Here is a 24434-nt window from a genome sequence, read left to right on the forward strand (position 1 = left end):
CACGAAATGCTTGGCTAGTGTTTTTGGTTCCGCTCCCTGCTTTTGCTGTCACTGCTTACCAGCACCAAGCTTGTCATTCTGCCCCAATCATCCTGCCAACAACTCCGGTCCTGTGGATCGAATCGAGAGGATTGAAACCCGCCGAGTGGCTTACTCGTTCGTTTTGATTGTCCCCCGCCCCCCCCAGAAAAGAATCCCGCAGGGATTTGAGCCATTAGCCGTAGGTAAGCGCAGCGCCACCTACGGTTCCTGAAAGAATCGCCTCGCAGACCGCGAAGCCGGTCACAGGATCTGTCAGCACCGCGAGGGGGGGCAACGGTACCGCTAGAGGGTATCCAAGCGATCGAAGCTGCAATTTTCAAACAATCCCGGACACTAGTTTACCGGATTTTTGGCCCGCTAATAACGCGAATCGTCGCGAACCAAAACGCCAGTGCTGCGCCATGTTATGTCTTGCGAACATTCTCGCCATCCTTCAACTACGCGACTTCGTGCCTTGGTGAGAGTAAAAACAAAATCGGTTCGGCTGTCCCCGAAATCGCTCTATTAGTCGCCACTGCTGCGCGTTGATTGTTGGAGCCAAACCAGGGCATCGATCGAATTGGATATGAAGTTTGTGGATCCATCAGCCATTCCAACGTTAACGCCTCCATGATGAAGACTACGCGCTGTGTAGAGTCCATCTCCACCACCAAAGGAGAGACCGGTGCAACAGTCCGGTATGAAGGAGTTGGGAGTTGCAACGTGGTTATACCACGTGTGATTATAGCCTCCGAACAGCCATGTTGTGCCACCAAACGAATCGTGAGAGAGCGGTGTCGAGGTTGCGAACTGCCTGCAGGTCCGAGCGGCCTCGTCGCGGTTTGTGAAGCCTGGTGAGAATACAAAATTATCCCGGAATGCTTGATACACCGTTCGGTTCCGATCACCGATCACCTTCTCGCTATACATGATGGTGTTGCTAAGTCCGTCGCTAAAGCTAGAGGGTGACAAGGCTCTGCCATTTTCGAAAGCCCCAATTCCATTGTGTGTTGTGGGTGGTGAGCCTCGGAAAACGCCAATATCAGGGCCGAGGTTCGCCCGATAGTTATTTCCACCGACAGGTCCCGAATCGGAGGGGCATAAGAACATTGGCATGGATGTTTTGATGAGAATTCGATTCGATTCGACCGTAGATATTGGCTGACGATCAGTCCACGACAACGAGGGGTCGAAAATTGCAACCTTTTCAAATGCTGCCTGATCTAACGACGCGAGCAGTTGACTGTGTGGCGATATAGCAGGGAATCGTTTAGCGCTGCCGTTGACGAACACACCGAAATTTTTCGACGTGTAGGGGAACGTGTTGTAAGTGCTAAGATGTATATTCGTGGCAATGGAAAGTTCAGATAACCGAAGTGCGCATTGTATGCGCCGCGCTTTGGCTCTCGTGTGCTGAGCGGCCGGTAATGCGACCGCTAAGGCGATTGCTGCAACCCCTATCACGACAAGCAGCTCGATAATAGAAAACGCATTTCTAAACTTACACCGACACATCAATCGCCTAGTCACACGCGAAGCAAAGTGGAATGTGAACTTTTGATCCGTCCTCGCTTCGCAACTCCAGTTCAGTCATTTTAGTATCGATAGTCGATTTGCGAAGTGAAACTAAGAAAGTGTTTTTAACAGCACCTGGGGTTACTGCAATTAGCTCTTGGTCATAGCGAAAGACGGTCAGTGAAGACCTTCCAAGCCGATCCAGCACAAGAATTTTTGTGTTTTCTCCAGTGCGAACGACTGGGCTCGAAGGATGGTTTGTAAACCTGGGCAACCGCTTCACTCGAATTAGTTGAGGTTTATGAAGCGGCGCACCTGACCTGTCTCGAAGTACATACACGCCTGCATGTGCGGAATCTATTTCCTGGCCTGCACTCGCCTCGAAAAGGTAGGTGCGATGGGTTAATGCGGGATCGCGATTCGGCCGTTCGTGAACCGTTGGCTCAGTGAAATTCACGAGTGAAGGAGGGGTAGTTTCAAGCTTAGCAATCCACGTATCACTATCGGCCCTTTCAATAGTCTCGACGGTGATCCGGCGACCTAGCGAATCGCCATCGATAAACGAGATGTTCAGTTCTCGCTGTTGATGCAAAAATGATGGCGTTAGAACCGGAACACGCAATGCAACTTGAATGAACACGAGGGGTTGCCGTTGACTTTCGATCAATATGGGTATTTTTCGCTGAATCGCCCCCGCAGACGGAGCCCGCAACGAGAACTCAAGCAAGTCAGATTCATTGGGGAAAATGTCCTCAGGCTGCTTTAGAATTTGACATGTGCAGCCTAGGTCAGTCGCGATCCCGCGAAGCGGTTCTCGGCCCACGTTGGTCAATTTGTATCGAAGCTTGACACGAGCATCGCGTCCTGCTTCGATATAGCCATCGATTGCATTCGGGGCGACGAGCTCATACTGGATGGCAAATCTAGGACGCTGCTGCTTGTGATACCAGTTGTGGCAGAGGAAGCCTAGGGAAAGCAGGGCTGGCAACGGCACGATCCATTTCCAGTGTTTAATACGTGCTGATTGATTCATCGACAAAATTTGCATCCAAAGTAGATAGCCAAAAACACAATCAGCAGCGAGCCTCCTAATGGGACCGACGCAAAATCTCGCTTGACACCTTCTTCCATCAATTGATGGACACTTGTTGCGCAATAGAGCCCATCTCCATTCCAAACGGTAATGAGCTGGTTTTTATCTATCCATCTCGCAGGCAACGGGCTGTCAAGCACTTGGATTTTGTTGTCTCGCTGGCCGAAGAGTACAATAAAGTGCATGTGTCCATTCGGCTTGCGAATTGCCGCAATCAGCGGCAATTTTCCCACCGCCAGTCGCGTCGTATCGTGACTTACGAATTGAGTTACTAGACCACATTTCTGCGCCGCATCGGCAACTTGCTGGTAAGTGTGTTCGCCATTGAGTTGTTCGTCAAATGCTAGACGCAAATCCGGCATCGGAATGTTCCGCTCCTGGAGCAACGAGACGCAGATGGCCAGCGAAGATGGCCCACACGCAACATCTTGTCGGGATAACTCCCCAGATCCCTCAGATTTCGATGCACCAAAGCAAATCGTTGCGAATAAAACCCAATGTGTGCAGTAATAGCGATACATACCTTGGACCTTAATACGGGTTCGAGCATCCAAAAGTCGCACTTTGGCAGCCTGACGCATCTTTAGACGTAGCGTGACATCCCCAGGATTCAGGGTATGGGTAACTGGGTTCCGAGTTGCACGACGCGTATGGACAGTTCCAAATTGTATCTCCACAAGTCGTTCCCACACCTTGCCCGGAACAAGTCTCGCCTAACCATGACATGCAGTCAGAATCATGAATTCCGGTTTCACCACTTGTGGGAATAGCATTGGAGCAGAAGTCATGGGCATGCACTGGATCATTTCCGAGTGGGCAATTGCATGGTCCAGTCCACCACTCAGGGTATGCGCCCGTGCAGATTTCATCGCGGGCCGACGCGCGAACTTGTTTTCTTCCGTCGGGAACGCCAGCCGAACCCAATGCGAACACTACGGCCAAGGTCAAGCAAGCTAATGATTTATACCTGTCTAAAAACCTTATAGTAAATGGGTAACGAAAACTAACGGCGGGCAAGCCAGACGCCTAGAACAAGGCAGATGCTTGCCAAACCAAGCAACATGTATTGGATCTGAAGTCCACGCGGAACAATCGCGCGAATCGGTCCATCTTTCATCTCAATTTGATCGGCCATTGCAGCGACCTGGCTAGGGGGTAGGTCACGGCGACGGTATTTGCGTGCGGGGGTTGAATCATGAATGTATGTTTTTTGACCTGTTTCAGGTGGTATAAACAAGCCACTGTCGTGCTGTTCATTGATGCCGATAGCAACGATTTCCCACTCAATGACTTGGTCTCGTGGTGTAGCGTTGCCAGCGAAATATTTTCCGTTATTAGGAAATAGAGTTCCGTTCTCAAGCGATTGATATTCTTCTACGCTAAACTTCGAGCCTATCGCTTCGTGATGAATCGTTTGAACTAGATACTGCTGTTGTCGATCAACTAGCGTTACCTCCGGATTTGCCGTCGATAGCGTTTTGATTTGGATGAGCGTCGTGTTTGGCTGATTGGTCGCAACATATTGTCCAGCCTCAATCGCATCATCAAACCAGCGTCCTGACTGCCATAATCGCATTAATGGCATCGGGTTTCCCGTTATTGCTGAACCAGAACGCATGGGTTTCACCGATAGACTTTTTAAGTATTGCGATCCATCTTCCTCCACACCAAAGTTCGCTTGGTAGATTTCGTTAGTTCGAAAGTTAGCCCCTTCGACCATATGATTACCGACATCCTTTCCGTTGCGATACGGACTAAGCCGACTGTAAACCGATCCATCGTCCTTCCAGATCCAACGGCCCACAAAGTAGCATCCCTCCACCTCCACTTCGCTCCAGTCGGGGTGCTCGGCCTTGACTTCGTTTGGATTCCTATATACGTAATCAATCCGCAGGGATGAGATCGTTTCCCGCCATTTCCTCAAACCTTGAATCACCTCTTGCGTCAGGCTTTCATCTTCGGCATGCAATTCAGAAGCGCTAAGCGATATAAATATTGTTAGCACAGCAAGGCGACCGAACAGACTGTGAATGCTCATGAGCTCTGGCCTCGCGGGCTGCCTGATTTTGGGGGGGGCGGTTGGCGTCATTATGTTGCCTCCTCGGAGAGCAAGCAACGGTTTGTATTGCATTTTGTGGGAAACCGCACGTGCATTGCGAAACTCCTGGCGTGCTCTTCATTTTCTGTTCCAGAGGTTATGAAGGTCAGGTGGCCGATGACGGCCAACGGAGACTTTCCACGACCAAGAAGGGAAAACGACGTGGCCCCGAGCAGATCGTGCGGGCTCTTCAGGAAGGCGATGCGAGGAGGCAGATGGGGACATCCACGAAATGAAGGCTAGCGATTTCGGTTCTGCTCCCAAGTTTCGCTGTCACTGCTTACCAGCACCAAGCTTGTCATCCTGCCCCAATCATCCTCGCAACAACCCCTGTCCTGTGGATCGAATCGAGAGGATTGAAACTCGCCGAGCGGCTTACACGTTCATTTTTGCTTGCCCCTCCAAAAAAACGATCCCGCAGGGATTTGAGCCATTAGCCGTAGGTAAGCGCAGCGCCACCTACGGTCTCTAAACGCATCGCCTCGCTGACCGCGAAGGCGGTCACAGAATCTGCTCGGTCACGCCGATGAGATGATTGGCAGAATGAGGCTGGCAGAATCATTGATCCGCCGCGAGAACCGGTTGCCTGCCAACGGGTTGGATATGGTTTGCTCGATCCCCAAGCTTGTCATTCTGCCCCCATCATCCTGCCAACAACTCCGGTCCTGTAGATCGAATCGAGAGCGTTGAAACCCGCCGAGTGGCTTAATCGTTCATTTTTGCTTGCCCCTCCAAAAAAAGGATCCCGCAGGGATTTGAGCGATTAGCCGTAGGTAAGCGCAGCGCCACCTACTGTCCCTAAACGCATCGCCTCGCTGACCGCGAAGACGGTCACTGGATCTGCTCGGTCAGGCCGATGAGATGATTGGCAGAATGAGGCTGGCAGCTGCGCGAGGGGGCGGGCCGGTTCCCAGCCGACGGCCTGGGCTAGGCAAACGGCCGGGCCTACGGCCCTAGATCGCGATCGGTCGGCGGGATTGATCTGCGGGCTGACGCTCCGCAGCTCGTTGCTTTCGCCGCGTTCGCGGTTGGGCGTAGAACGTTACCCACGGATTGTACCGTGGGCTACTTGCTGTCGTCGCTGCCGGGACTTGTGCGCTAAGGGGGCTGGGGGTGAGCTGGGGGGCCGTCTGCTTGGTGCGATCGATTGGGCGTGCTCGTCTGGCTGGCGAAATCTTTGGTGGCTCGATAAGCTGCGGCGGTGAATTTTTCCTATCCGCCGCCTGTTTCCGGGAACACCGATGTTTCAAACGGTCTGCCGCAATCTCTATTCCTGCTTCCGGACGCTGTTGGCCGTCGATCTGATCTTCAAGCTGGCCGCGTTTACGCTGCTCTCGCCCGCCGTCAGTCTCCTGTTTCGGTTGTTCCTGAGCCTTTCTGGACGGAGCGTCTTGGCCGACGCCGATATCGCTAGGTTCCTGTTGCACCCGACGGGTTGGTTGGCGGTGGTGATCGTCGGTGGCGGGGTGCTGGCGGTGCTGGCGTTGGAGCAGGCGGTGTTGATGACGGTTTGCCTGGGAGCGGACCAGTCGTTGAAGATTCGGCCGAGCCGGGTTGCGATCTTTGTGGCAGAGCGGACGCGGCAGGTGCTGTGGCTGACGACTCGCGTCGTCGCCCGCGTGGCGCTGACCGCGTTGCCGTTCCTGGCGGTCGGCGGCGGGCTGTTCCTCTTCCTACTGACCGATCACGACATCAACTTCTATTTGACCGCCAAGCCGCCGAAGTTCTGGCTAGCTGTCGGGTTGATCGGAACCGTGTTGATCGCGATGTCGGTGGCGCTGTTGTACCGCGTCAGCGGATGGGCCTTTGCGTTGCCGCTGCTGTTGTACCGTGGACTCTCGCCAACCGAAGCGTTATCCGAAAGCAAGCGTTTGGCTAGCCCACATCGTTGGCGGATCGTCGGTTCGTTGGCCATCTGGGCGATCAGCAATCTTGCCTTGGGGTTCTGCCTCTCATTCCTGCTGGCAACGCTCGGGGAATTGGTGTTGCCGTCGGCGACCCGAACCATCTGGACCTTGATCGCTGCGGTTGGGATGTTGTTGGTCGTTTTCGCGATCGCAAATTTCATCGCCAGCCTGATCGCCAACGCGTCGTGCGCATCGCTGTTGGGGATGCTGTACTTGCGGCATGTCGATGAGCCCGGCCAGCGGTTGGTGGAGATGCCGACGTGGAGCCAGTGGAACGGCATCCGATTGACTGGCGGGCGGATCGTTTCGGCGGTGCTGATCGGCGGCCTGGTTGCTGCCGTGTTGGGCGTGCTGACCCTCGAGTCGATCTCGATCGAAGATCGGGTGCAGATCACCGCGCATCGCGGCGGTGCAACGCATTCGCCCGAAAATACGATGGCTGCGTTTCGCCGAGCGATCGAAGATGGTGCCGATTGGGTCGAGATCGATGTGCAGGAAGCGAGCGACGGGGTCGTCGTCGTGGCGCACGATTCGGATCTGAAAAAGGTGGCGGGGAATCCGGTCAAGATTTGGAACGCAACAGCGGAGGAACTGCGCAGCATCGACATCGGCGGCTACTTCTCGGCCGACTACAGGTCCGAGCGGATGCCGATGCTTGAAGAGGTGCTGGCACTGTGCAAGGACACCGTTGGCGTGAACATCGAACTGAAGTATTACGGCCACACCGATCGACTGGAGCAGCGGGTCGTCGATTTGGTTGAGCGGTTCGAGATGGAAGATCAGATCGTGATCATGTCGTTGGATGCCAAGGGGATCGCCAAGCTGAAAAAGCTGCGTCCCGATTGGACCTGCGGGCTGTTAACCGCGGTGGCTGTCAGCGATCTGACTCGCGCCAATGTCGACTTCTTGGCCGTCAACACCTCGCTGGCGACGCAGTCGTTCATCAACGCGGCGCATCGCGTGGGGAAGACGGTTTCGGTGTGGACAGTTAACGACGCCAAGACGATGTCGGCGATGATCAGCCGCGGTGTCGATAACCTGATCACCGACGATCCCGCTCTGGCTCGGAAAGTACTCGCCGAGCGGGAGACGATGAATCCGGTCGAACGCCTGATGTTAGAGCTGGCGTTTCAGTTGGGGTTGCCGATGCCAGCGGGGGCACCACAGTGAGCCGTTTTTCGGGACGAGCAGCGATACGATGTATCGCCTGGTGATAGATTTCCCAGCCGTGAAACGGCGGTAGCGTTTAGCTGCGGGCGTGAGCCCGCAGATTTCAGTGTGCATCGATACGTTCAGCCGCGAAGCGGCGATAGCAATCGAACGCTGCCGCCGCTTCGCGGCTGATGCGCGCTCTTAAACCCTCTCGATCCGTGGGCTGATGCCCACGGCTAGATGCTGCCGCCGGCTTCGCGGCTGATGCATGCTCCAACGTGGGCTTTCGCCCACGCTGGATGTTGCGTCCCTTTGCGGGATTGCGGTTTGAGTTTGCTGCTACTCTTTCGCTTTGAAATCGCCGGCGACCGAGATGATCAACCGTTCTGGATCGATGTACTTCTTCAAGGCGGCGTTGACCTGATCCTTGGTGACCGCAGCAATCTTCTTTTCCTGCTGGTCGGTGAAAGCCATCGTCCGATCGGTGAACATATTTAAGACCAGTTGCGACGCGATGTAGCTGTCGTCGCTGCGACGGACCGATTCGCGTTGCAGATAACCTTCTTTGGCTTTCGCCAATTCTTCGTCGGTGATTCCGTCGGCAAGGATCTTGTCGATCTCTTCGCGGATCACCGTCATCAACTTGTCCTTGTTGTTGGGGTTCGTGATCGCAAAGATCGTGAACTCGCCGCGGTCATCTTTGGTGCTCACGCTGAAGCCCGATCGGATGCCGTAACTGAGCCCTTCCTGTTGCCGTACGCGATCGCCCAAGCGGCTCGACAACGCACCGGCACCGAGGACGTAGTTGCCCATCACCATCGCGGCGTAATCAGGATCGGTGTCGCTCATCACATACTGCTGACCCGCGTAATAGACCGCGTTGGCCTTGTCGGGCGTGTTGATCGTTTTGACTTCGCCCGGCAGATCGGGGTGGGCAGGTCGGTCGATGCGGACATACGGATGATCCGACTTCCAGCCTTCCAACGCCGGCTTCAGTTTCGATTTGATCAGCTCGGGATCAAAGTCGCCGACAACCGCCAGTTCGGTCGATTGGCTGCTGACAAAATCGTTGTACAGTTCGCGCACCTGATCGATCTTCAGGTCCTTGTACATCGCGATCTCTTCTTCGATCGTCGGACGGTAGCGGACATCGGTCTTCGGATACGGCGACAGCGCCCGACGCGTGGAGATCGGCGCCAAGGCTTGCGGTTCGCTCAACTGGCTCTCCAATCCGGTGATCGTTTGCCGTTTGAGCACGTCCAATTCTTCGGCATCCAGTCGCGGTTTGCGGATCACTTCGGTCAACAGCTCCAGAACCTCGGGCAATTGCTCGCGGTTCGTCTTGACGCTCACCTGCAGCAGACCGGTGGTGCCGCTGAGGCTGATCTGAGCCCGCAGTTTGCCGACCTTGTCTTGGTACTGTTGGTAGTCCAACGATTCGGTTCCGCGAGCCATCAATTGCGGCAACACGTCGGCGGCGATCACGCGTGGCTGCAGGCTTTCTGGAGTGCCATAACGCAGGGTCAGCATCAGATTGACCGATGCACCACGCGTCTTCTTCGGCAGGAACGAGTATTCGACCGTGTCGGTCAATTGGCCGCGCTCGGTCCGTTGGTCAATCGCCAGCGGCGAGGTGTCGAAGGCTTCGCCCGCTTGGATCGATTCGCGGCCTTTGTAATCGGCCAGCAAAGCGTTCAAATCGGGAGCTTCGGGGATCGTGATCCGTTGAGCTTCGTCGGTTGGAATGAACAGCCCGGTGGTGCGGTTGTTGCGAGTCAGATACTTCTCGGCCACGGCTTGGACATCCGCTGCGGTCAGCGCTTCCAAACGATCGCGGAACAGGAAGTACAATCGCCAGTCGCCCTGAGCGGCCCAGTTAGAGAGCGAAACGGCTAAGCGATCCGAATCGGCAGCTTCCAATTCGCGACTCTTCAGCAATTGTTGACGCGCCCGTTCGACCTCTTCTTCGGTCACTGGTTTCTCTTCAAAACCGTGCTCCATCGTCAACAGCAACTGTTGGCGAGCGACTTCGATGTCTTTGTCTTTGGGAACTTCGGCCAACGCCAACGTCAGGCCTGGATCGTGGAAACCAAAACCAAACGCATAGACGTTGCTCGCCTTTTCGGTTTCGACAAGCGATTTGTAAAGCCTTCCGCTCGGTTCGTCTCCCAAGACGTACGACAGGACTTTAGCCGCTGCGTATTCTTCGTGGCTGCCGGCCGGGATGTGATATGCGGCGCCAACCCATTGGACATCGCCGACGCGGCGCAGGACAACGGTTCGCTCACCATCTTGGGGCGGTTCGACGGTGTAGGTGCGATCGATCGGAGTGTCGGGCGTTTCGAGCGAACCGAAGTACTTTTGCAGGTACTCGAGTGCCTTTTCGGGATCAAATTGTCCGGCGACGGTGACCAGGACGTTGTCGGGACGGTAGTACTTCTTGTAGAAGCGGCGAAGGTTGACAACTGGCACGCGTTCGATATCGCTGCGGTTACCGATCGTGCTCTTGCCGTAGTTATGCCATTCGTAGGCGGCCGATTGCATGCGCTGCATCAGGATCCGGCTGGGATCGTTCTCGCCACTCTCGAACTCGCTGCGAACGACCGACATCTCGCTGGCCAGATCCTCTCCCTTGATCGTGCTATTGACCAAGCGATCGGCTTCCAAGCGGAGCGCGAACTCGAGGTTCTCGTCGCTGGCGGGGAGCGTTTCGTAGTAGTTTGTGCGATCGGTCCAGGTGGTGCCGTTGAAGCGGGCGCCGTGGTCTTGCAGCAGTTTGGGGATCTCGGGATGCGACGGCGTTCCTTTAAACAGCATATGTTCCAACAGGTGAGCCATCCCGGCTTCACCGTAGCCTTCGTGCCGCGAACCGACGAAGATCGTCACGTTCACTGTTACGACAGGTTTCGACGGATCGGGAAACAAGAGGATCTTGCATCCATTGTCGAGTTCATATTCGCTGATTCCTTCGATTTCCGTAACTTTCATGGGGCCCTCGCCAAACGTGTGGGGCGCACAAATGGCCGTCAGGGCGACAAGACCCATCAACAAAAGAGTTGTGCGATTCACAGTGGTATCCTTATTTCGAATCGTAGATTTGCGGAACGCGCTTGCGCAGCAGCGTTTCTGATTGTATCGCGGCAGCACTTTGCTTCCTATCTAACTGACGCTGCTGGCACGCGTTAATCAACATGATAACCGCGCTGGTCCAATTCGGCCTCCAGTGCTTTGCGAACGTGATACTCCCCGTGGACCAGACGGATCTGGTACGGTTTTTCGGTGAATCCAGCGACGAACCGCAGCAGGTCGCGTTGGTCGGCGTGGGCCGAGTAGCCGCTTAACTGATGCACATCCGCACGGATCTGGTATTTGCGACCGTCCAGCCGCACCCAGTCGCTGCCGCGTTGAATGTAGCTGCCCGGAGTGCCACGCGCCTGGTAGCCGCAGAAGACGATGTCGGTGGTCGGTTCGCCGATCAATCGCCGCAGATAATTCATCACCCGGCCGCCGGTGCACATCCCGCTGCCCGCCACGACGACCGCGGGCAGTTTGTGTTTGACCAGTTGGTCGAGCGTCGCGAGGTGTTCTTGATGATCGCCGACGGTGGTCAGGTTTTCGAAGACCAGCGGTTGGTCGTCGGTCTTGAGCACGCCCTGAGCCTCCGCCGACCAGAACTCTTGCAAGTCGTCGTAGATCTGCGTGAACCGGCTGGCCAGCGGCGAGTCGACGATCACGTCGACCTGCTTCATTAGACTGCGGCCCTGTTGTTTCTGGATCGCTTCAAAGATCCCGTTCATTTCGAACAGGATGTCCTGGGTTCGGCCGAGACTGAAGGCCGGAATGATCGTGACTCCTTTGTCGTCGAGCGTTTTCCGCAAGACGGCCTCCAGCCGCGACTGTCGGTCGGCCCGTCCCTCGTGGATGCGGTTGCCGTAGGTGCTCTCCATGACCAGCAGGTCGGCCCGCTCGGGCGATGAAAACTCCGTCAACAGCGGCGCGTGCCTTGGCCCCAGGTCACCGGAAAAGACCGCCATCTGACCGTTGGGCAATTCGACTTCGAAGATCGTCGAACCCAGGACGTGCCCGGCGGGACGGAGCCGCAGCTTGCAGCCGCCTTGGATCGGATGCCACTGGTGATAGGGGAGCGGTTGCAGCAGCTTGGCGATCTTGTCGTTGAATTTATCGATCAGTCGCTGGTTCCGCGTGAAGCCGATCTTCAGCGCGTCCTGCATCACCAACGGCAGCAGCCGCGCCGTCGGGCCGCTGCAATAGATCGGTTGTTCGAACCCGGCGGCGATCAGATGTGGGATCCGTCCGCAGTGGTCGATATGGACGTGGGTCAGCAGCAGCGACTCGATTCCACGCAGCGAAAACTTGATCTCCGGGTTGGGATGATCGCGTGCGTCGTCGCCTTGAAAGGTGCCACAATCGACCAGCAGACTGTGCTCGTCGTCGGTCCACAATTGGTGACACGACCCCGTGACCCCTAAGTGACCACCGTGATGGATCAATTTCATGACCTGCCTCGCGCGCGAAAATTGAATGATATCGATCTCTATAGTGTATCAATCGGCGACGTCTCACGGAGCTGGCGAGCCGGCTGTCAAACGAGTTGGGAATTTCGCGCAAGGAGCGTGGAAAATGCCATAGCCAGCTTGCCTCAAGTTGCTATGATTGAGTTCTCAACGCAGGTCGAAGGATGGATCTGCAACTTCATGCAGATTGAAGGACGAATCTGCAGAATCCTGCCTAAAAACTTCGTGCGGCTAAACCCCGTGGCACTTTTCGCATTGAATAACGCAATGTTGTCATTCTCAACCACGCGAAGTCATCACCGTCGTATTGGTCTCGCCGATGCGGTTGGAGCACCCGGGGAACGCGATCTCCTTGTGGTGTCGGCATCCCATCCCTCAACTCTTGCTGCTGGCGGGTGCGCGATCTTGCGAACACCTATCTGGCCAGTCACCTTTCTCACTTGCATCCAGATGCCTCGTTGGCAGTAACACAAGCGGCAACGAACAACGATGAACACATATAGCCTGGGCTACATCGACGACCTGTACGTTCAATATGTCAAAGACCCCGAGAGCGTGTCGCCCGGTTGGCGGCGGTATTTCGAACAGTTTCTTGTGGCGACCGATGAGACGACGGCCAAGTTGACCGAAGCGGCGACTGCGGCAGCCGATGGCGATGGGCAAACCCTCGGCAACGTCACCGAGCATGCGCTGTGGTTGGCTCGGATGCAGGACCAAGTCGACCAACTGGTCCGCGAATACCGGGTCCGCGGTCACTTGGTCGCTCAAGTCGATCCGCTGGGGATGGCCCAGAAGGGATGCCCCGAACTGAATGTCGAATCGTATGGGCTGACCGAAGACGATCTGTCGCGCCCCTTCGATTCGAGCGCTCTGGAGAATGTCCAAGGGCGGACGCTCAACGACGTGCTGCAACAACTGCGGAACACCTACTGCCGCAACATCGGCGCCCAGTTCATGCACATCGACAATCGCAACATCCGCGATTGGTTGCAGCGCCGGATGGAAGTCGGCGAGAATCGGATGCCGCTGTCGCACGAGGTCCAACGCCGGATCTACTCGCGATTGGCCGACGCGACGATTTTCGAAGAGTTCGTTCGCCGCAAGTTCGTCGGCGCCAAGACCTTCTCGTTGGAAGGAGCCGAGAGCTTGATCCCGTTGTTGGATCTCGCCTTGGAAAAATGTGGCCAGCACAACGTAAAAGAAGTCGTCATGGCGATGGCTCACCGTGGACGGCTGAACGTCCTGGCGAACATCTTCAAAAAACGTGCGCTCAACATTTTCTGGTCGTTCGACGATCCCGATCCGCAATTGCATCGCGGCGGCGGCGACGTGCGGTATCACCTGGGATACAGCAGCGATTGGAAGACCGCTTCGGGCGACAAGATGCACATCTCATTGTGCTTCAACCCGAGCCATCTGGAATACGTGAATCCGGTCGCGCTGGGACGGACGCGTTGCAAGCAGGATCGCTATGGCGATTCGAAGCGACAGGATGTGGTCACGATCTTGATCCACGGCGACGCGGCGTTTGCGGGCGAAGGTGTCGTGCAAGAGACGCTGAACCTGAGCCAGTTGAAGGCCTACCACACCGGCGGTACGCTGCACGTGGTGATCAACAACCAGGTCGGTTTCACGACCGAACCGCGCGAAGGACGCAGCACGACCTACGCGACCGACATCGCCAAGATGCTGCAAATCCCGATCTTCCACGTCAATGGCGAAGATCCCGAAGCGGTAGCTCAGGTCGTCAACTTGGCGATGGATTTCCGTCGCGAGTTCCACAGCGATGTCGTGATCGATATGTACGCCTACCGTCGTTGGGGTCACAACGAAGGCGATGAACCGCGGTTCACGCAGCCGGAGATGTATCGCGAGATCGATGCGCGGCAGAGTGTTCGCAAGAGCTACCGCAAGCGATTGCTGAAGCTGGGCCAGATGACCGACGAAGAGGCGAAGGAACTGCATCGCAAGCGACAGGATAAGCTGGAGCGTGAATTCGAAGCGACCCGGACCGTTCCGTTTGTTCCCGATGTGCAATCGCTCGGCGGATCGTGGTCGGAATATGTCGGCGGTCCCGAACCCGAAAACGATACCGTGGTCACCGGCGTCGACAAGAAGCGGCTCTCGGAGCTGCTGGAGACGCTGACCACGATCCCGCAAGAATTTAATCTCCATCGCAAACTGAAGCGGCCGTATGAACAGCGTCGCGAGATGGCTGCCGGCAAGCTGCCGGTCGACTGGGCCACCGGCGAAGCGTTGGCTTTCGCAACGCTATTGACCGAAGGGCGTCGCATTCGTTTGACCGGCCAGGACAGCGAACGCGGTACGTTCAGCCAGCGGCACGCGGTGCTGCACGATGAAGAGAGCGGTTCGATTTACACTCCGCTGGAACACCTGGCTCCCGACCAAGCGAAGTTCGAGATCGCCAACAGCCCGCTGTCCGAAGCTGGCGTTCTAGGTTTTGAGTACGGTTACAGCCTCGACTGTCCCGAGGGCCTGTGTGCTTGGGAAGCTCAGTTTGGCGACTTCTGGAACTGTGCCCAAGTGATCGTCGACCAGTTCATCGCGAGTGCGGAGGACAAGTGGAATCGCTTGAGCGGTCTCGTGATGTTGTTGCCACACGGCTTTGAGGGCCAAGGGCCGGAGCACTGCTCGTCGCGAGTCGAACGCTTCCTGGCGATGGCGGCAGAGCACAATATTCAGATCTGTCAGCCGACCACTCCGGCACAGTACTTCCACTTGTTGCGACGGCAGGTTCTGCGTCGTTGGCGGAAGCCGCTGATCTGCCTGACGCCGAAGAGCTTGCTGCGGCATCCGTTGGTCGTTTCCGATTTGAAGGACCTGGAAGCTCGGCAGTTCCGCAAGATCTTGCCCGACACGCAGGTCTCGCCGGACAACGCGCGGCGGATTCTGTTGTGCACCGGCAAGGTCTACTACGACCTCTTGGAAGCTCGTAAGCAACGTGGGCTCGAGGATGTTGCGATCTTGCGGATCGAACAACTGTATCCTTTGAAGCAGCACGAATTGATGAGCTCTTTCGGCGGCTACGCGGAAGGGAAAGACATCTATTGGGTTCAGGAAGAGCCGAAGAATATGGGTGCCTGGCCTTATCTGAAGCTGAACTATGGCGACCAATTGGCTGAGCGTTTCAAGCTGCATTGTGTCAGCCGCGTCGAATCGGCTAGCCCGTCGACCGGATCGATGCGGACGCATAAGTTGGAGCAGGAAGAGCTGCTGGAAGCTGCTTTTGCATCGCTCTAGTGTCCCGCTTTCCTAGGTGCTTGCCACGTCGGAATCGATTGCCGTCGTGGCGGCTGGTGGGAAAGGGAAAGTAAATTCGTCGTGAATTTTGCTTGCGTTGAGCCCCTCTGCCCCGGAGAATCCAGTTTTTGCTGGACTTGTCCGACCGGGCGGAGGTTGTTTGATGTTGCTGAAGATTTCGATTGCGTTGTTGGGCTGTGCTGCGATCGCAGCTGCGTCCGTTCCTGGCCGTCTCTTGGCTGAACCGCTGCGGTATGCTCCCGAATCGGGGTCGCGTTTTGCCTATCGCTTCGAAATCGTCGTCGACGGCGACGATGAAACGATCACCTACAAGGGCGTGACGAAATATACCGTCAACGCCGTGAAGGAGGATCGCGTTCGGTTGACGTACCACGGTGGGTTGTCGGAATCGAAGAAGGCCAAAGGGCGACAGGGCCGCGGCGGCCGCAGGTTTGGGCCTCCGTCGATTCCTCGTCCTTTCTCTCGCCCAGCCTTTGCTGGCAAGGTGACGACCACCAATCAGATCACGCTCTCGCCTCAAGGCGAGGTCTTGGCGATGAACGGCGATTCTCAGTTGCCCTACCTGTTGGGGAACGTGTCGCTGATGCCGTTTGAGACGCTTCCCGAAGAGGAGACTCAGGCGTGGACGATTGACTCCGGCGTGTCGATCACCAAAAACGAACAGAATGGTCGAATGGGCGGTCGCTTCGGGCCGTTGGATCCTTTTGGCCGTGGCGACAACGGTCCCAAGGACGTGCGGGCTGCGGGTGAGGTCACGAAGTATTCGATCACGGGTGAGCAGGATGGGCGAGTGCAGATCAGCAAGTCCTATCAGTTGACGATGCCAGCCAACGACAAGAATCAGACTTATGAAATGACCGGCTCCGGATCTTGGACTTTCGATCGCACCGCTGCCCTGCCCGATGCGATCGACATCCAATACAAGTTGGTGGTCAACGATGGGAACACCACCGTGACGGTGCCGATCCATGTGAAATATGATCGCATCTCTGGCGAAGAGCTCGATCGGATGGAAGCGGAAGCCAAGCGAATCGCCGAAGAGCGAGCGATGGCGGCGAAGCAAGCTAAGGAGGAGGCGGAGCGACCGCTGAGCGAAGAGGAGTTGGCGGCGGCGATCGCCGATCTTCAATCGGGCGACGATGGAAAAATTCAGGCTCAGCTAGAAGCGTTGGCGAAGAAAAGCGTAGCGGATCCCAGCCCGAAAGTCGCCGCGGCGATCGAGGCTCACATCGAGCACGAGGACAAAAAACTGCGCTCGGCAGCTCATAATGCCTTGATGCGATGGGCACCCGACTACAAGGTGGTCCAGGATCTGAAGAAGGCCTACGGCGGATTTGGGACGGTGAAGTCGACCGACCGCGAAGTCGATGCGTTGACGCCGTTGTATGTCGGCCAGATCGTCCAGTTCCAAGAGCACGGCTCCTTCTGGTTTCCCGGAGAGATTGTCTCGTTGAACGCCGACAAAAGCGTAGTCGTTCGCCGGCGTGCCGGCAGTTCGCGAAAGGTCACCGTCAAACGCCGCAACGTCCAATTGGCTCCCGAGCAATTACCGCAACCGAACAAACCCGCTTCGGTCTCCGCCGCGCCGATGGCAGCTGAGGGGACCAGTCCCGTTCGAACATGGTCCGACGCCACGGGGCGATTCAAGATCGAAGCCAATCTGTTGCGAGTCGAAAATGGTGGCGCGGTGTTGAAGCGAACCGACGGGCGAGAAGTCACCGTCCCCGTGACAAAACTAAGCGCCGCCGACCAGACCTATCTAAAAGCATGGGAAGCCGCCCTCAACGCAGACAACCCCTTCGAACCGTAACCGACCGCGCTGGAGTCGAGGCTTCAGCCGACGACCGCCAGGTGGTTGCGTTTGCGATGCCGCGGTGAATTCCGTTGGTGGGTTGCTGGGTTTGAAGGGAGTCTCGGATTCAACGCGGCTACTGTTGCGCGGCTAGCGGTTGGACGTCGTAGTCGACTCGCAGCAGGAACAGGGCGTGGGCTGGGGCGGTGGGGCCGGCTTGGTTGCGGTCGCGACCGGCGATCAGTTCCTCGATCCAGGCGGGCGGATGTTTGCCGCGGCCGACTTCGACAAGGCTGCCGACGATGTTCCGGACCATGTTGTAGAGGAACCCGTTCGCTTCGACTTCGACGATCAAGTGCCCCTGCCCTGCTCTCCCCTGCCCTGTTGTCAGCGCCAAATCGTGGATCGTGCGGACCGTCGTTTTACGCTCGCTGCCGGTCGCTTGAAAGCAGGCAAAATCATGGGTGCCGACGATCATGGCGGCTGCTTGCTGCATCGCTTCGATGTCCAGTTGGACGTGGTGGTGCCAGAAGTAGCGGAAGTCGAAGGCGTCGCGGACGCCACCGATCTGCAGTTGGTAGCGGTAGCGTTTGCCGACGGCATCGCGCAACGCGTGGAAGTCGACGGGCATCTCTTCGCAGCGATAGACGGTGATGTCGTCGGGGATCTTCGTGTTGATCGCGCGACCCAACGCGGCGTCGCTGGATCGCCAGGCGTCGGTGGTGAGACTTGCGACTTGAGCGATCGCGTGGACGCCCGAATCGGTCCGTCCGCTGCCGGTGATCGAGACGCGCTCGCCGGTCAATTCAGCGAACGCGCGTTGCAGTTCGCCTTGGATCGTCGGCAGGTCCGCTTGGACCTGCCAGCCTGCGTAGCGGAAGCCATCGTAGCCGATGGTCAAACGAAAAGTTCTCAACACGTCAGGCCTGGCTTCCGCAAAATGATCAGGCGACCGAAGCCATCTTCTTGGCCAACAGTTCGGCGATCTGAACGGCGTTGGTCGCGGCTCCCTTGCGGAGATTGTCGCTGACGCACCAGAACGCGATCCCGTTGGGGCTGCTGAGGTCCTTGCGAACACGGCCGACAAAAACGTCGTCCTTGCCAGCGCTGTCGACAGGCATCGGGTATTGTCGCCCGGCCAGATCGTCGATCAAAGTCACGCCGTCGGCATTGGCGAACAGCTCGCGGGCTTGTTCGACGGTCAGCGGTTTTTCGGTCTCGACAAGAATCGATTCGCTGTGGCCGATCGCAACCGGAACGCGAACGCAGGTCGGGCAGACGTCGATCGAATCGTCGCCGAAGATCTTGCGAGTCTCGTAGACCATCTTCATCTCTTCGGAGGTGTAACCCTCGTGTTTTTCCGATCCGATCTGAGGGATCAGGTTAAACGCGATCGGGTATTGGAACGTCTTGGCTGCGGGAGCGGAGCCATCGAGCGATCCTCGAGTCGAGTGCATCAGTTCCGCTTCGCCCGCCAGTCCGGCACCGCTGGTGGCTTGGTAGGTGCTGACGACGACGCGCTTGATGCGTGCCGCGTTGTGCAGCGGAGCCAAGGCGACGACCATCTGCGTGGTCGAGCAGTTGGGGCTGGCGATGATGCCTTGGTGGTTGTCGATCGCCGACGCGTTGACTTCGGGGATGATCAACGGCACCTTCGGGTCCATCCGCCAATATCCGCTCTCGTCGACCACGATCGCACCGCGTTCGACAGCCCACGGCGCGAACTCAGCCGATACTTCGTCGGGTGTGCTGGCGATCACGACGTCGACGCCGTCGAACGCGCTCGGTTCCATCAATTCAACGGTGATCTGTTGATCGCCAAACGTGACGACTTGGCCGGCCGATCGCGCCGATGCCAACAATCGCAAGCGTCCGTGTGGCAGCTTGCGTTGCAAAATTTGGTCTAGCACGATCCGACCCACGGCGCCGGTCGCGCCGACGACGGCCAAGGTATCAATCACTTTTGCGTCTCACTTTTCCAGATGTTTGTTGTCTATGTCTATCGGTTCTCGGACGATCTATTCGCGAACCGCTTTAGCAGCTTCGGCCAAATCGGGGTCGGCCAGTCCCAGCACGCCGCGGCCTTCTTCGATACGAGACATCACGTCGAATTCGATGTCTTCGGAATCGATCTCCCAGAACTTGTTCATCGCTTCGTCGGACAGCGGTTTCCACGATCGGAACAATCGCATGCCGACGCCGCGCGATGGATCGCTGGTGAACCACCATGGGCTCAGCGGAATGTTCGGGTCATCCATTTTCCAATCTTCGTCGACGCTGTATAGACGGGAAGCACAGCGGACGTCTTCGGGCTCCATCTCCCAGCTGCCGCCGCGGACGACGCGTGGGTCAGCGGTTTCGATCGACTTGATCGCTTCGGACGCCTTCACGGTTTTGCCTTCAAAAACCTTGTAGCCGTCTTCCAGGTAGGCGTCGATTGTCCATTCAGCCACGTTGCCCAGCATGTCGTTGAGGCCAAAAGCGTTTGGCTTTTTCAGTCCAACCTTCGACGGGCCATCGGGAGAATTGTCGGCGTACCAAGCGTATTGGTCGATCTCGTCGGCCGATTCGCCCCAGCTGTAAGCGGTGGTGCTGCCGGCGCGAGCCGCCCATTCCCATTCCGCTTCGGTCGGAATGCGGTACTGGGTGTCGGTCATCTTCGACAGCCACTTGGTGAATTGCTTGGCTGCGAATTGGGTCATCGTGACAGCCGGCAGGTCGTCGTCGTCGCCAAATTCAAAGGTGTAGCTGGGCTCGTACAGTTCGGTCGGCGTGGTGACCGCGTCGACTTTGTTTTCCGGAGTGACCTTCCGCATGTCGCGGAAAACAAACTCCTTGAAAGTTTTGTACATTCCCATGAACTCTTTGTATTCGATCCAGCGGACCTCGGTCTTGCAGACCCACATCGGATCGACATTGACCATGATCTGCGGGCTTTCGTCCTCTTTGTGCCCCTTTTCGCTGGCTGGGCTGCCCATTTTGTAGCTTCCTGCGGGGACCGGGATCATTTCAAAGCTGATCTCGGTGCCGGGGATCGTCTCGGTGTAAGGGACCATAAAGCCCCCTTCGACTGCGACAAACGGCCCTTTCTCGGGCTGGGTTGTCGAGAAGCCTTTGATTTTTGCACTGTCATCGGCTGCGATGGCGACGCAGCTTGTCAACGCAAACAAGCACAGGGACAAAGATCGAGCGTACAGGTTCATATGTAAGTCGTTTCTGCGGGACGAAGATTCGTGAAGCACGGAGTTGCTTTGCATTGTAGTCAAAGGGGGGCAATTTGGCGATTGTTACCGGCTCAATTCCGGCTCCTCTCCACTCGCCGCGGCCACAAAAAATGCGTGTTCTGCACAGAGTGACCGCTCGGCTACTTCTTTTCGCCGATGATGGTGTACCGTTCGGGTTGCCGGTCGGCAAATCGGTCGATCACATGCTTTCCGGGAGTCCGGACGATCTGTTTGTTTCGAGCGATCGAAAGGTCGATGTCGGCGGTCAGGATCAATTCTTGATCGCTATCGGTTTCGGCGATCATCACGCCGTCGGGACCCGCGATCGAACTCATCCCGCAGAACTCGAACGTCCGCTCGGTCCCCACGCGATTGGCGGCGATGAAGTAGAGATGGTTTTCCATGCTGCGAGCCGGCGGCACGATCTCGGCAGTCCGCCGCGCCGCGACGGGCCAATTGGTCGACAGCGCGATCACGTCGGCACCGTGCAGGCCGAGGACGCGAGCCGTTTCGGGGAAGGAACTGTCGTAACAGATCGCCATCCCGACACGGATCTCTCCCGCCGCTTGAATGCTGAATTCGCGATCGCCAGAATCGAGGAATCGGTCGACGCCCACGCCCGGCAGATGGATCTTGCGGTAGCTGCCGACGACACCGCTGCGGTTGATCATCGCTTGCGAATTGAACAGCTTGTCGCCTTCGATTTCCAGGAAACCGATGATCACGTGCAGGTCGGAATCCCCGCAGGCGGCGGCAAACGAATCGAACAGCGGGTCGTCGATCGACAGTCCCAGCGGCAACGCTTCTTCGCGACTTTCGAAGCAGTATCCGGTCAGTGCGCACTCGGGGAAGACGGCTAGATCGACTCCATCGGCTTTGACCGTCGCGATCTTGGCGAGGATCTGTTGGACGTTGTGGTCGATGTCGGCAAACGCGACATCCATCTGAACCGCTGCGACGCGTTTTGTTTGTTGGCTCATGGCAAGTTGGACCTGTTTGAAAGTTTGGTGACCCGACCGATTCGGGCCGGCGGGCCCCGCTTCTAGCCTCGCCCAAGGGGGCGTGTTAATATACATGAGATTCAAATGAATTCCCGCCCCAACTGGGATTTCTCCATCCCTCGAACACTCTTGAAGGTCGATTCCCGATGGCTCTAATGCTCCAAATTTCGCAACATCGTGCGCTTGTCGCTTCGCTGGTTTTGTCCGCTCTGATGCTGGGTTGCAAGAAGAGCGACAGCACTGGCGATGGCGGTGCCACTGGCGGACGTCAGTTCTTGAGCATGGGAACCGCTCCGGTCGGCGGTGCCTTTCCCGTCGTCGGCGGCGCGATCGCTGAGGTCTTGAACGAACACAAGGGGACCGTCGATTGGAAGGTCCAAGCCAAGGGGACCAAGGGCTCGCAAGAGAACATCCGCCGATTGCAGCAAGCGGAATTGGAGCTAGCGCTCTCCAACGCCGCGATCTCCTACTTCGCCGCGCGTGGCGAAGCGGGTTGGGACAAGGTTTACGACATTCGTGCGATCGCGACGCTGGCACCTAACGTGGCACTCTTCATCGCACGAGCCGATTCGGGGATTCAATCGATCGCCGATCTGAAAGGCAAACGCGTGATCACCGGACCTGCCGGTGCCGGATTCCAACAGTTCGTCGAACCGATCCTAGCCGAGCATGGTGTCGCTTGGGATGAGATCACTTCGCTGAACGCCACGCAAAGTGGAGCTGTCGATCAATTGGGCGACGGCGCCGCCGATGCTGCATTTTTGGGCGGAGCGGTTCCAACGGGATCGATCACTCAAGCTGCCAGCACGTTCGACGTGACCTACATTCCGTTCGACGAATCGGCTCGCCAAAAGCTGATCGAGAAGTACGCCTTCTTCCACCCTGCGACGATTCCCGGCGGAACCTATAAAGGACTCGACAACGATTTCTTGGGACTGAACGTCGGTTCGATGCACTTGATCACCGCGGCATCGCAGAGCGACGAACTGATTTATGAAGTCACCAAGTCGATCTGGGAAAACCGAGCGGAGATCGCCGGCAAGCATCCTGCGGGCAAAGCGATCAACGAAAAGAATGTCGCTCGCAATACCGGGATCGAATATCACCCCGGTGCCATCAAGTTCTACGAAGAGGTAGGCGTCTTGGAGGCTGCGGAAAAGCCAGCTGCTGAAGAAGCTCCCGCAGCAGACGCGCCAGCCGAAGCACCCGCAGCGGCTGAGTAGTCGGCGACGTTAAAGGTTCTCGTAGTGGATCTTGTTAAAAGATCCTTCGAGGATATCCAATTATCCCGGCAGGGATCGAAGCAATTAACCGTAGGTAAGCGTAACGCCACCTACGGTTTTTGCGTTAGGGGCGTCGTTGACCGCCGAAGGTGGTCGCAGTTGAGCGGTGGTGATCGCGTTCGCTCCACAACCGGCTGATCGTTGCAACGCGTTCGGCGTGATTGCGGCTGATGTGCGCTTGAAGGATCTTTAACAAGATCCACTACGGTTGGGTGGCTGTGTTCGGGCGGCCGAAGACGAACCGATTGTAGAACAGGAACTTTGCCGCAAAGCCTGCGATCAAGACCGTTGCAGTTGCGATCAGGTAGTGGATCCCCAGCAGGCTGTGCAATCCCAAGAACGCTGCGTATTCCAGGCCACGAAAGCAGATCGTGGCGGTCAGGAACGAAGCGAGTTGCGTGGCGATCGGTTGTTCGTTGGCTTGGAAAACGAACCAGCGACAGCAGGCGAAGTTGACGAAAAAGATGATCACTAGCGAGGCGGCAAACGCCAGTTCGGCGGGCCACGCGGCGTGCTGAGTCAGGGCGTGGGTGATCCCAAGGTTGCCGAGAAAGCTGACGCCGCTGAGGATCAAGAACCGGATCGCGCGGCTTGCTCGGGGTGCACTGACGCTTGCCCGGATCATTCCGAAGGAGTCCGCGAATTCTGAGGCGTCGATTGTGGATCGGTCGGCATTTGTCCGGCGACGATCACGTTCCAGGTCAGCGGTGTCAGCAGCCGTCCGGCGATCGCTTCGATTCCACGATCCAGGCCGCAGGCGATCCGCGATGCAGGAGCGGTCAGCCATGATGGATTCATTGGGACTTCGGCAAACGGTGTCGACAGCAGTCCTTGCGGTCGTTGGCGAAGCGACGTCAGGCCGGCGTCGGCGAAGCAGTTTTCCATCTCGCGGCCGGTCAGTTCCAGTTGCTCGTCGGAGTAGCTGGCGTCGACCTGTTTTCTCAACCGGCGAGCGATTCCGACAATCGGATTGCTCGGTTGCGGTTCGTTCACGACCAGCCATCCACCAGGTGCCAGCAGCGACACCAGGTTCTCGACGACTTCGTCCATCTGGTCCATGTGATGCAGGACACCGATCATGAAGATGATGTCAAACGGTTCGTCGGTTTTCAGGTCGCGAGCGTTTGTCGTGGCGAAGGTCGCTCGATCGGTTTGGCGTTCGCTGCGGGCCAGATCGATCAGCATCTCGGAGTAATCGATGCCCAGGTAGCAGTCGTAATCGGCGGGTAGGTAATCGACCGAATATCCGGCACCGCAGCCAACTTCGAGGATGCGTTTGCCGTGCAGCGACCGCTCGGGGAGTGCACCGAGCGTTTGCAGTAGGCGTTGTCGTCGCGCCGGGCGGGCCGACGGCGATCTATCTTTGGCGGCATACTTTCCCGCAATCGTGTCGAACAGTTCGCGGTCGCGTTTCTCGAAGCTTGATTCTCCGCCGAGGGCGTTCGCCTCGGTTGCCGAATCCGCCGAGGTCGGTTTTGGGTCGGCTGAGGATTCGATTTCGGTGATCGTTGACATTGCGGTCGTTCGGGTT

The 24434-nt window shown here is 57.2% G+C and carries 16 protein-coding genes; 4 read left to right on the top strand and 12 right to left on the bottom strand.

The features are described 5' to 3' along the window. Positions 1-546: 546 nt before the first annotated feature. The 4 genes from CA51_RS26485 to CA51_RS04010 all read right to left on the bottom strand — a co-directional run bounded on the left by CA51_RS26485 (position 547) and on the right by CA51_RS04010 (position 4667). Positions 547-1536, bottom strand: a complete 990-nt coding sequence (locus CA51_RS26485) for a DUF1559 family PulG-like putative transporter (protein WP_145118004.1) — start codon at positions 1534-1536, stop codon at positions 547-549. Positions 1537-1543: 7 nt separating this feature from the next. Then, positions 1544-2569, bottom strand: a complete 1026-nt coding sequence (locus CA51_RS04000) for a hypothetical protein (protein WP_145118006.1) — start codon at positions 2567-2569, stop codon at positions 1544-1546. Further along, on the bottom strand, positions 2566-3210 hold the full coding sequence (locus tag CA51_RS04005) for a cysteine peptidase family C39 domain-containing protein (RefSeq protein WP_145118008.1): 645 nt from the start codon (positions 3208-3210) through the stop codon (positions 2566-2568). Before CA51_RS04005 ends, CA51_RS04000 begins: the two co-directional genes overlap by 4 nt. Positions 3211-3632: 422 nt before the next feature. Then, positions 3633-4667 (bottom strand): hypothetical protein, encoded by a 1035-nt coding sequence (locus CA51_RS04010; RefSeq protein ID WP_145118010.1) that lies wholly within the window; start codon positions 4665-4667, stop codon positions 3633-3635. Positions 4668-5968: 1301 nt separating this feature from the next. On the opposite strand from CA51_RS04010, the gene CA51_RS04015 reads away from it, so the two are divergent. Next, on the top strand, positions 5969-7804 hold the full coding sequence (locus CA51_RS04015) for a glycerophosphodiester phosphodiesterase family protein (protein ID WP_145118012.1): 1836 nt from the start codon (positions 5969-5971) through the stop codon (positions 7802-7804). 321 nt (positions 7805-8125) lie between these two features. Here CA51_RS04015 and CA51_RS04020 read toward each other — a convergent pair whose 3' ends face one another. Both CA51_RS04020 and CA51_RS04025 read right to left on the bottom strand, forming a co-directional pair. Beyond that, entirely contained in the window at positions 8126-10774 is a 2649-nt protein-coding gene (locus tag CA51_RS04020; protein ID WP_231745991.1) for a M16 family metallopeptidase, read from the bottom strand. Between the two features lie 194 nt (positions 10775-10968). After that, positions 10969-12303: an MBL fold metallo-hydrolase RNA specificity domain-containing protein gene (locus CA51_RS04025; RefSeq protein WP_145118014.1), complete on the bottom strand. Its 1335-nt coding sequence runs from the start codon at positions 12301-12303 to the stop codon at positions 10969-10971. Positions 12304-12810: 507 nt separating this feature from the next. On the opposite strand from CA51_RS04025, the gene CA51_RS04030 reads away from it, so the two are divergent. Together CA51_RS04030 and CA51_RS04035 are read left to right on the top strand one after the other, a co-directional pair. After that, positions 12811-15582, top strand: a complete 2772-nt coding sequence (locus CA51_RS04030) for a 2-oxoglutarate dehydrogenase E1 component (protein WP_145118016.1) — start codon at positions 12811-12813, stop codon at positions 15580-15582. Between the two features lie 163 nt (positions 15583-15745). Next, positions 15746-17413 carry an SHD1 domain-containing protein gene (locus CA51_RS04035; RefSeq protein ID WP_145118018.1) on the top strand — a complete coding sequence of 556 codons (1668 nt, stop codon included), beginning with the start codon at positions 15746-15748 and terminating at the stop codon, positions 17411-17413. Between the two features lie 118 nt (positions 17414-17531). Here CA51_RS04035 and truA read toward each other — a convergent pair whose 3' ends face one another. The 4 genes from truA to CA51_RS04055 form a co-directional block, all read right to left on the bottom strand. Further along, complete coding sequence (truA, locus tag CA51_RS04040) at positions 17532-18314, bottom strand: tRNA pseudouridine(38-40) synthase TruA (protein ID WP_145118020.1); 783 nt, start codon at positions 18312-18314, stop codon at positions 17532-17534. A 25-nt stretch (positions 18315-18339) separates the two neighbouring features. Beyond that, entirely contained in the window at positions 18340-19356 is a 1017-nt protein-coding gene (locus tag CA51_RS04045) for an aspartate-semialdehyde dehydrogenase (protein WP_145118022.1), read from the bottom strand. A 57-nt stretch (positions 19357-19413) separates the two neighbouring features. Then, positions 19414-20577: a formylglycine-generating enzyme family protein gene (locus CA51_RS04050; RefSeq protein WP_231745992.1), complete on the bottom strand. Its 1164-nt coding sequence runs from the start codon at positions 20575-20577 to the stop codon at positions 19414-19416. A 182-nt stretch (positions 20578-20759) separates the two neighbouring features. Continuing rightward, on the bottom strand, positions 20760-21599 hold the full coding sequence (locus tag CA51_RS04055; protein WP_145118026.1) for a carbon-nitrogen hydrolase family protein: 840 nt from the start codon (positions 21597-21599) through the stop codon (positions 20760-20762). Positions 21600-21766: 167 nt separating this feature from the next. Between CA51_RS04055 and CA51_RS04060 the strand changes: the two genes are divergently transcribed. Next, complete coding sequence (locus tag CA51_RS04060) at positions 21767-22843, top strand: TAXI family TRAP transporter solute-binding subunit (protein ID WP_145118028.1); 1077 nt, start codon at positions 21767-21769, stop codon at positions 22841-22843. A gap of 262 nt (positions 22844-23105) precedes the next feature. Here CA51_RS04060 and CA51_RS04065 read toward each other — a convergent pair whose 3' ends face one another. Both CA51_RS04065 and CA51_RS04070 read right to left on the bottom strand, forming a co-directional pair. Further along, the gene (locus CA51_RS04065; RefSeq protein WP_197451585.1) at positions 23106-23528 is read right to left on the bottom strand and encodes a GtrA family protein; all 423 of its coding nucleotides are present in this window, start codon (positions 23526-23528) and stop codon (positions 23106-23108) included. Next, positions 23525-24418: a class I SAM-dependent methyltransferase gene (locus CA51_RS04070; protein ID WP_145118032.1), complete on the bottom strand. Its 894-nt coding sequence runs from the start codon at positions 24416-24418 to the stop codon at positions 23525-23527. The genes CA51_RS04065 and CA51_RS04070 overlap by 4 nt, the downstream gene beginning before the upstream one ends. Between the last annotated feature and the right edge of the window lie 16 nt (positions 24419-24434).

This window comes from Rosistilla oblonga (genome assembly GCF_007751715.1).
Classification (GTDB): Bacteria; Planctomycetota; Planctomycetia; order Pirellulales; family Pirellulaceae; genus Rosistilla; species Rosistilla oblonga.

Bases quoted from the DNA above. Each gene is read 5' to 3' on its own strand.
- CA51_RS26485 (WP_145118004.1), bottom strand. From the start codon at position 1,536: ATGTGTCGGTGTAAGTTTAGAAATGCGTTTTCTATTATCGAGCTGCTT.
- CA51_RS04000 (WP_145118006.1), bottom strand. From the start codon at position 2,569: ATGAATCAATCAGCACGTATTAAACACTGGAAATGGATCGTGCCGTTG.
- CA51_RS04005 (WP_145118008.1), bottom strand. From the start codon at position 3,210: ATGCGTCAGGCTGCCAAAGTGCGACTTTTGGATGCTCGAACCCGTATT.
- CA51_RS04010 (WP_145118010.1), bottom strand. From the start codon at position 4,667: ATGAGCATTCACAGTCTGTTCGGTCGCCTTGCTGTGCTAACAATATTT.
- CA51_RS04015 (WP_145118012.1), top strand. From the start codon at position 5,969: ATGTTTCAAACGGTCTGCCGCAATCTCTATTCCTGCTTCCGGACGCTG.
- CA51_RS04020 (WP_231745991.1), bottom strand. From the start codon at position 10,774: ATGAAAGTTACGGAAATCGAAGGAATCAGCGAATATGAACTCGACAAT.
- CA51_RS04025 (WP_145118014.1), bottom strand. From the start codon at position 12,303: ATGAAATTGATCCATCACGGTGGTCACTTAGGGGTCACGGGGTCGTGT.
- CA51_RS04030 (WP_145118016.1), top strand. From the start codon at position 12,811: ATGAACACATATAGCCTGGGCTACATCGACGACCTGTACGTTCAATAT.
- CA51_RS04035 (WP_145118018.1), top strand. From the start codon at position 15,746: ATGTTGCTGAAGATTTCGATTGCGTTGTTGGGCTGTGCTGCGATCGCA.
- CA51_RS04055 (WP_145118026.1), bottom strand. From the start codon at position 21,599: ATGAGCCAACAAACAAAACGCGTCGCAGCGGTTCAGATGGATGTCGCG.
- CA51_RS04060 (WP_145118028.1), top strand. From the start codon at position 21,767: ATGGCTCTAATGCTCCAAATTTCGCAACATCGTGCGCTTGTCGCTTCG.
- CA51_RS04065 (WP_197451585.1), bottom strand. From the start codon at position 23,528: ATGATCCGGGCAAGCGTCAGTGCACCCCGAGCAAGCCGCGCGATCCGG.
- CA51_RS04070 (WP_145118032.1), bottom strand. From the start codon at position 24,418: ATGTCAACGATCACCGAAATCGAATCCTCAGCCGACCCAAAACCGACC.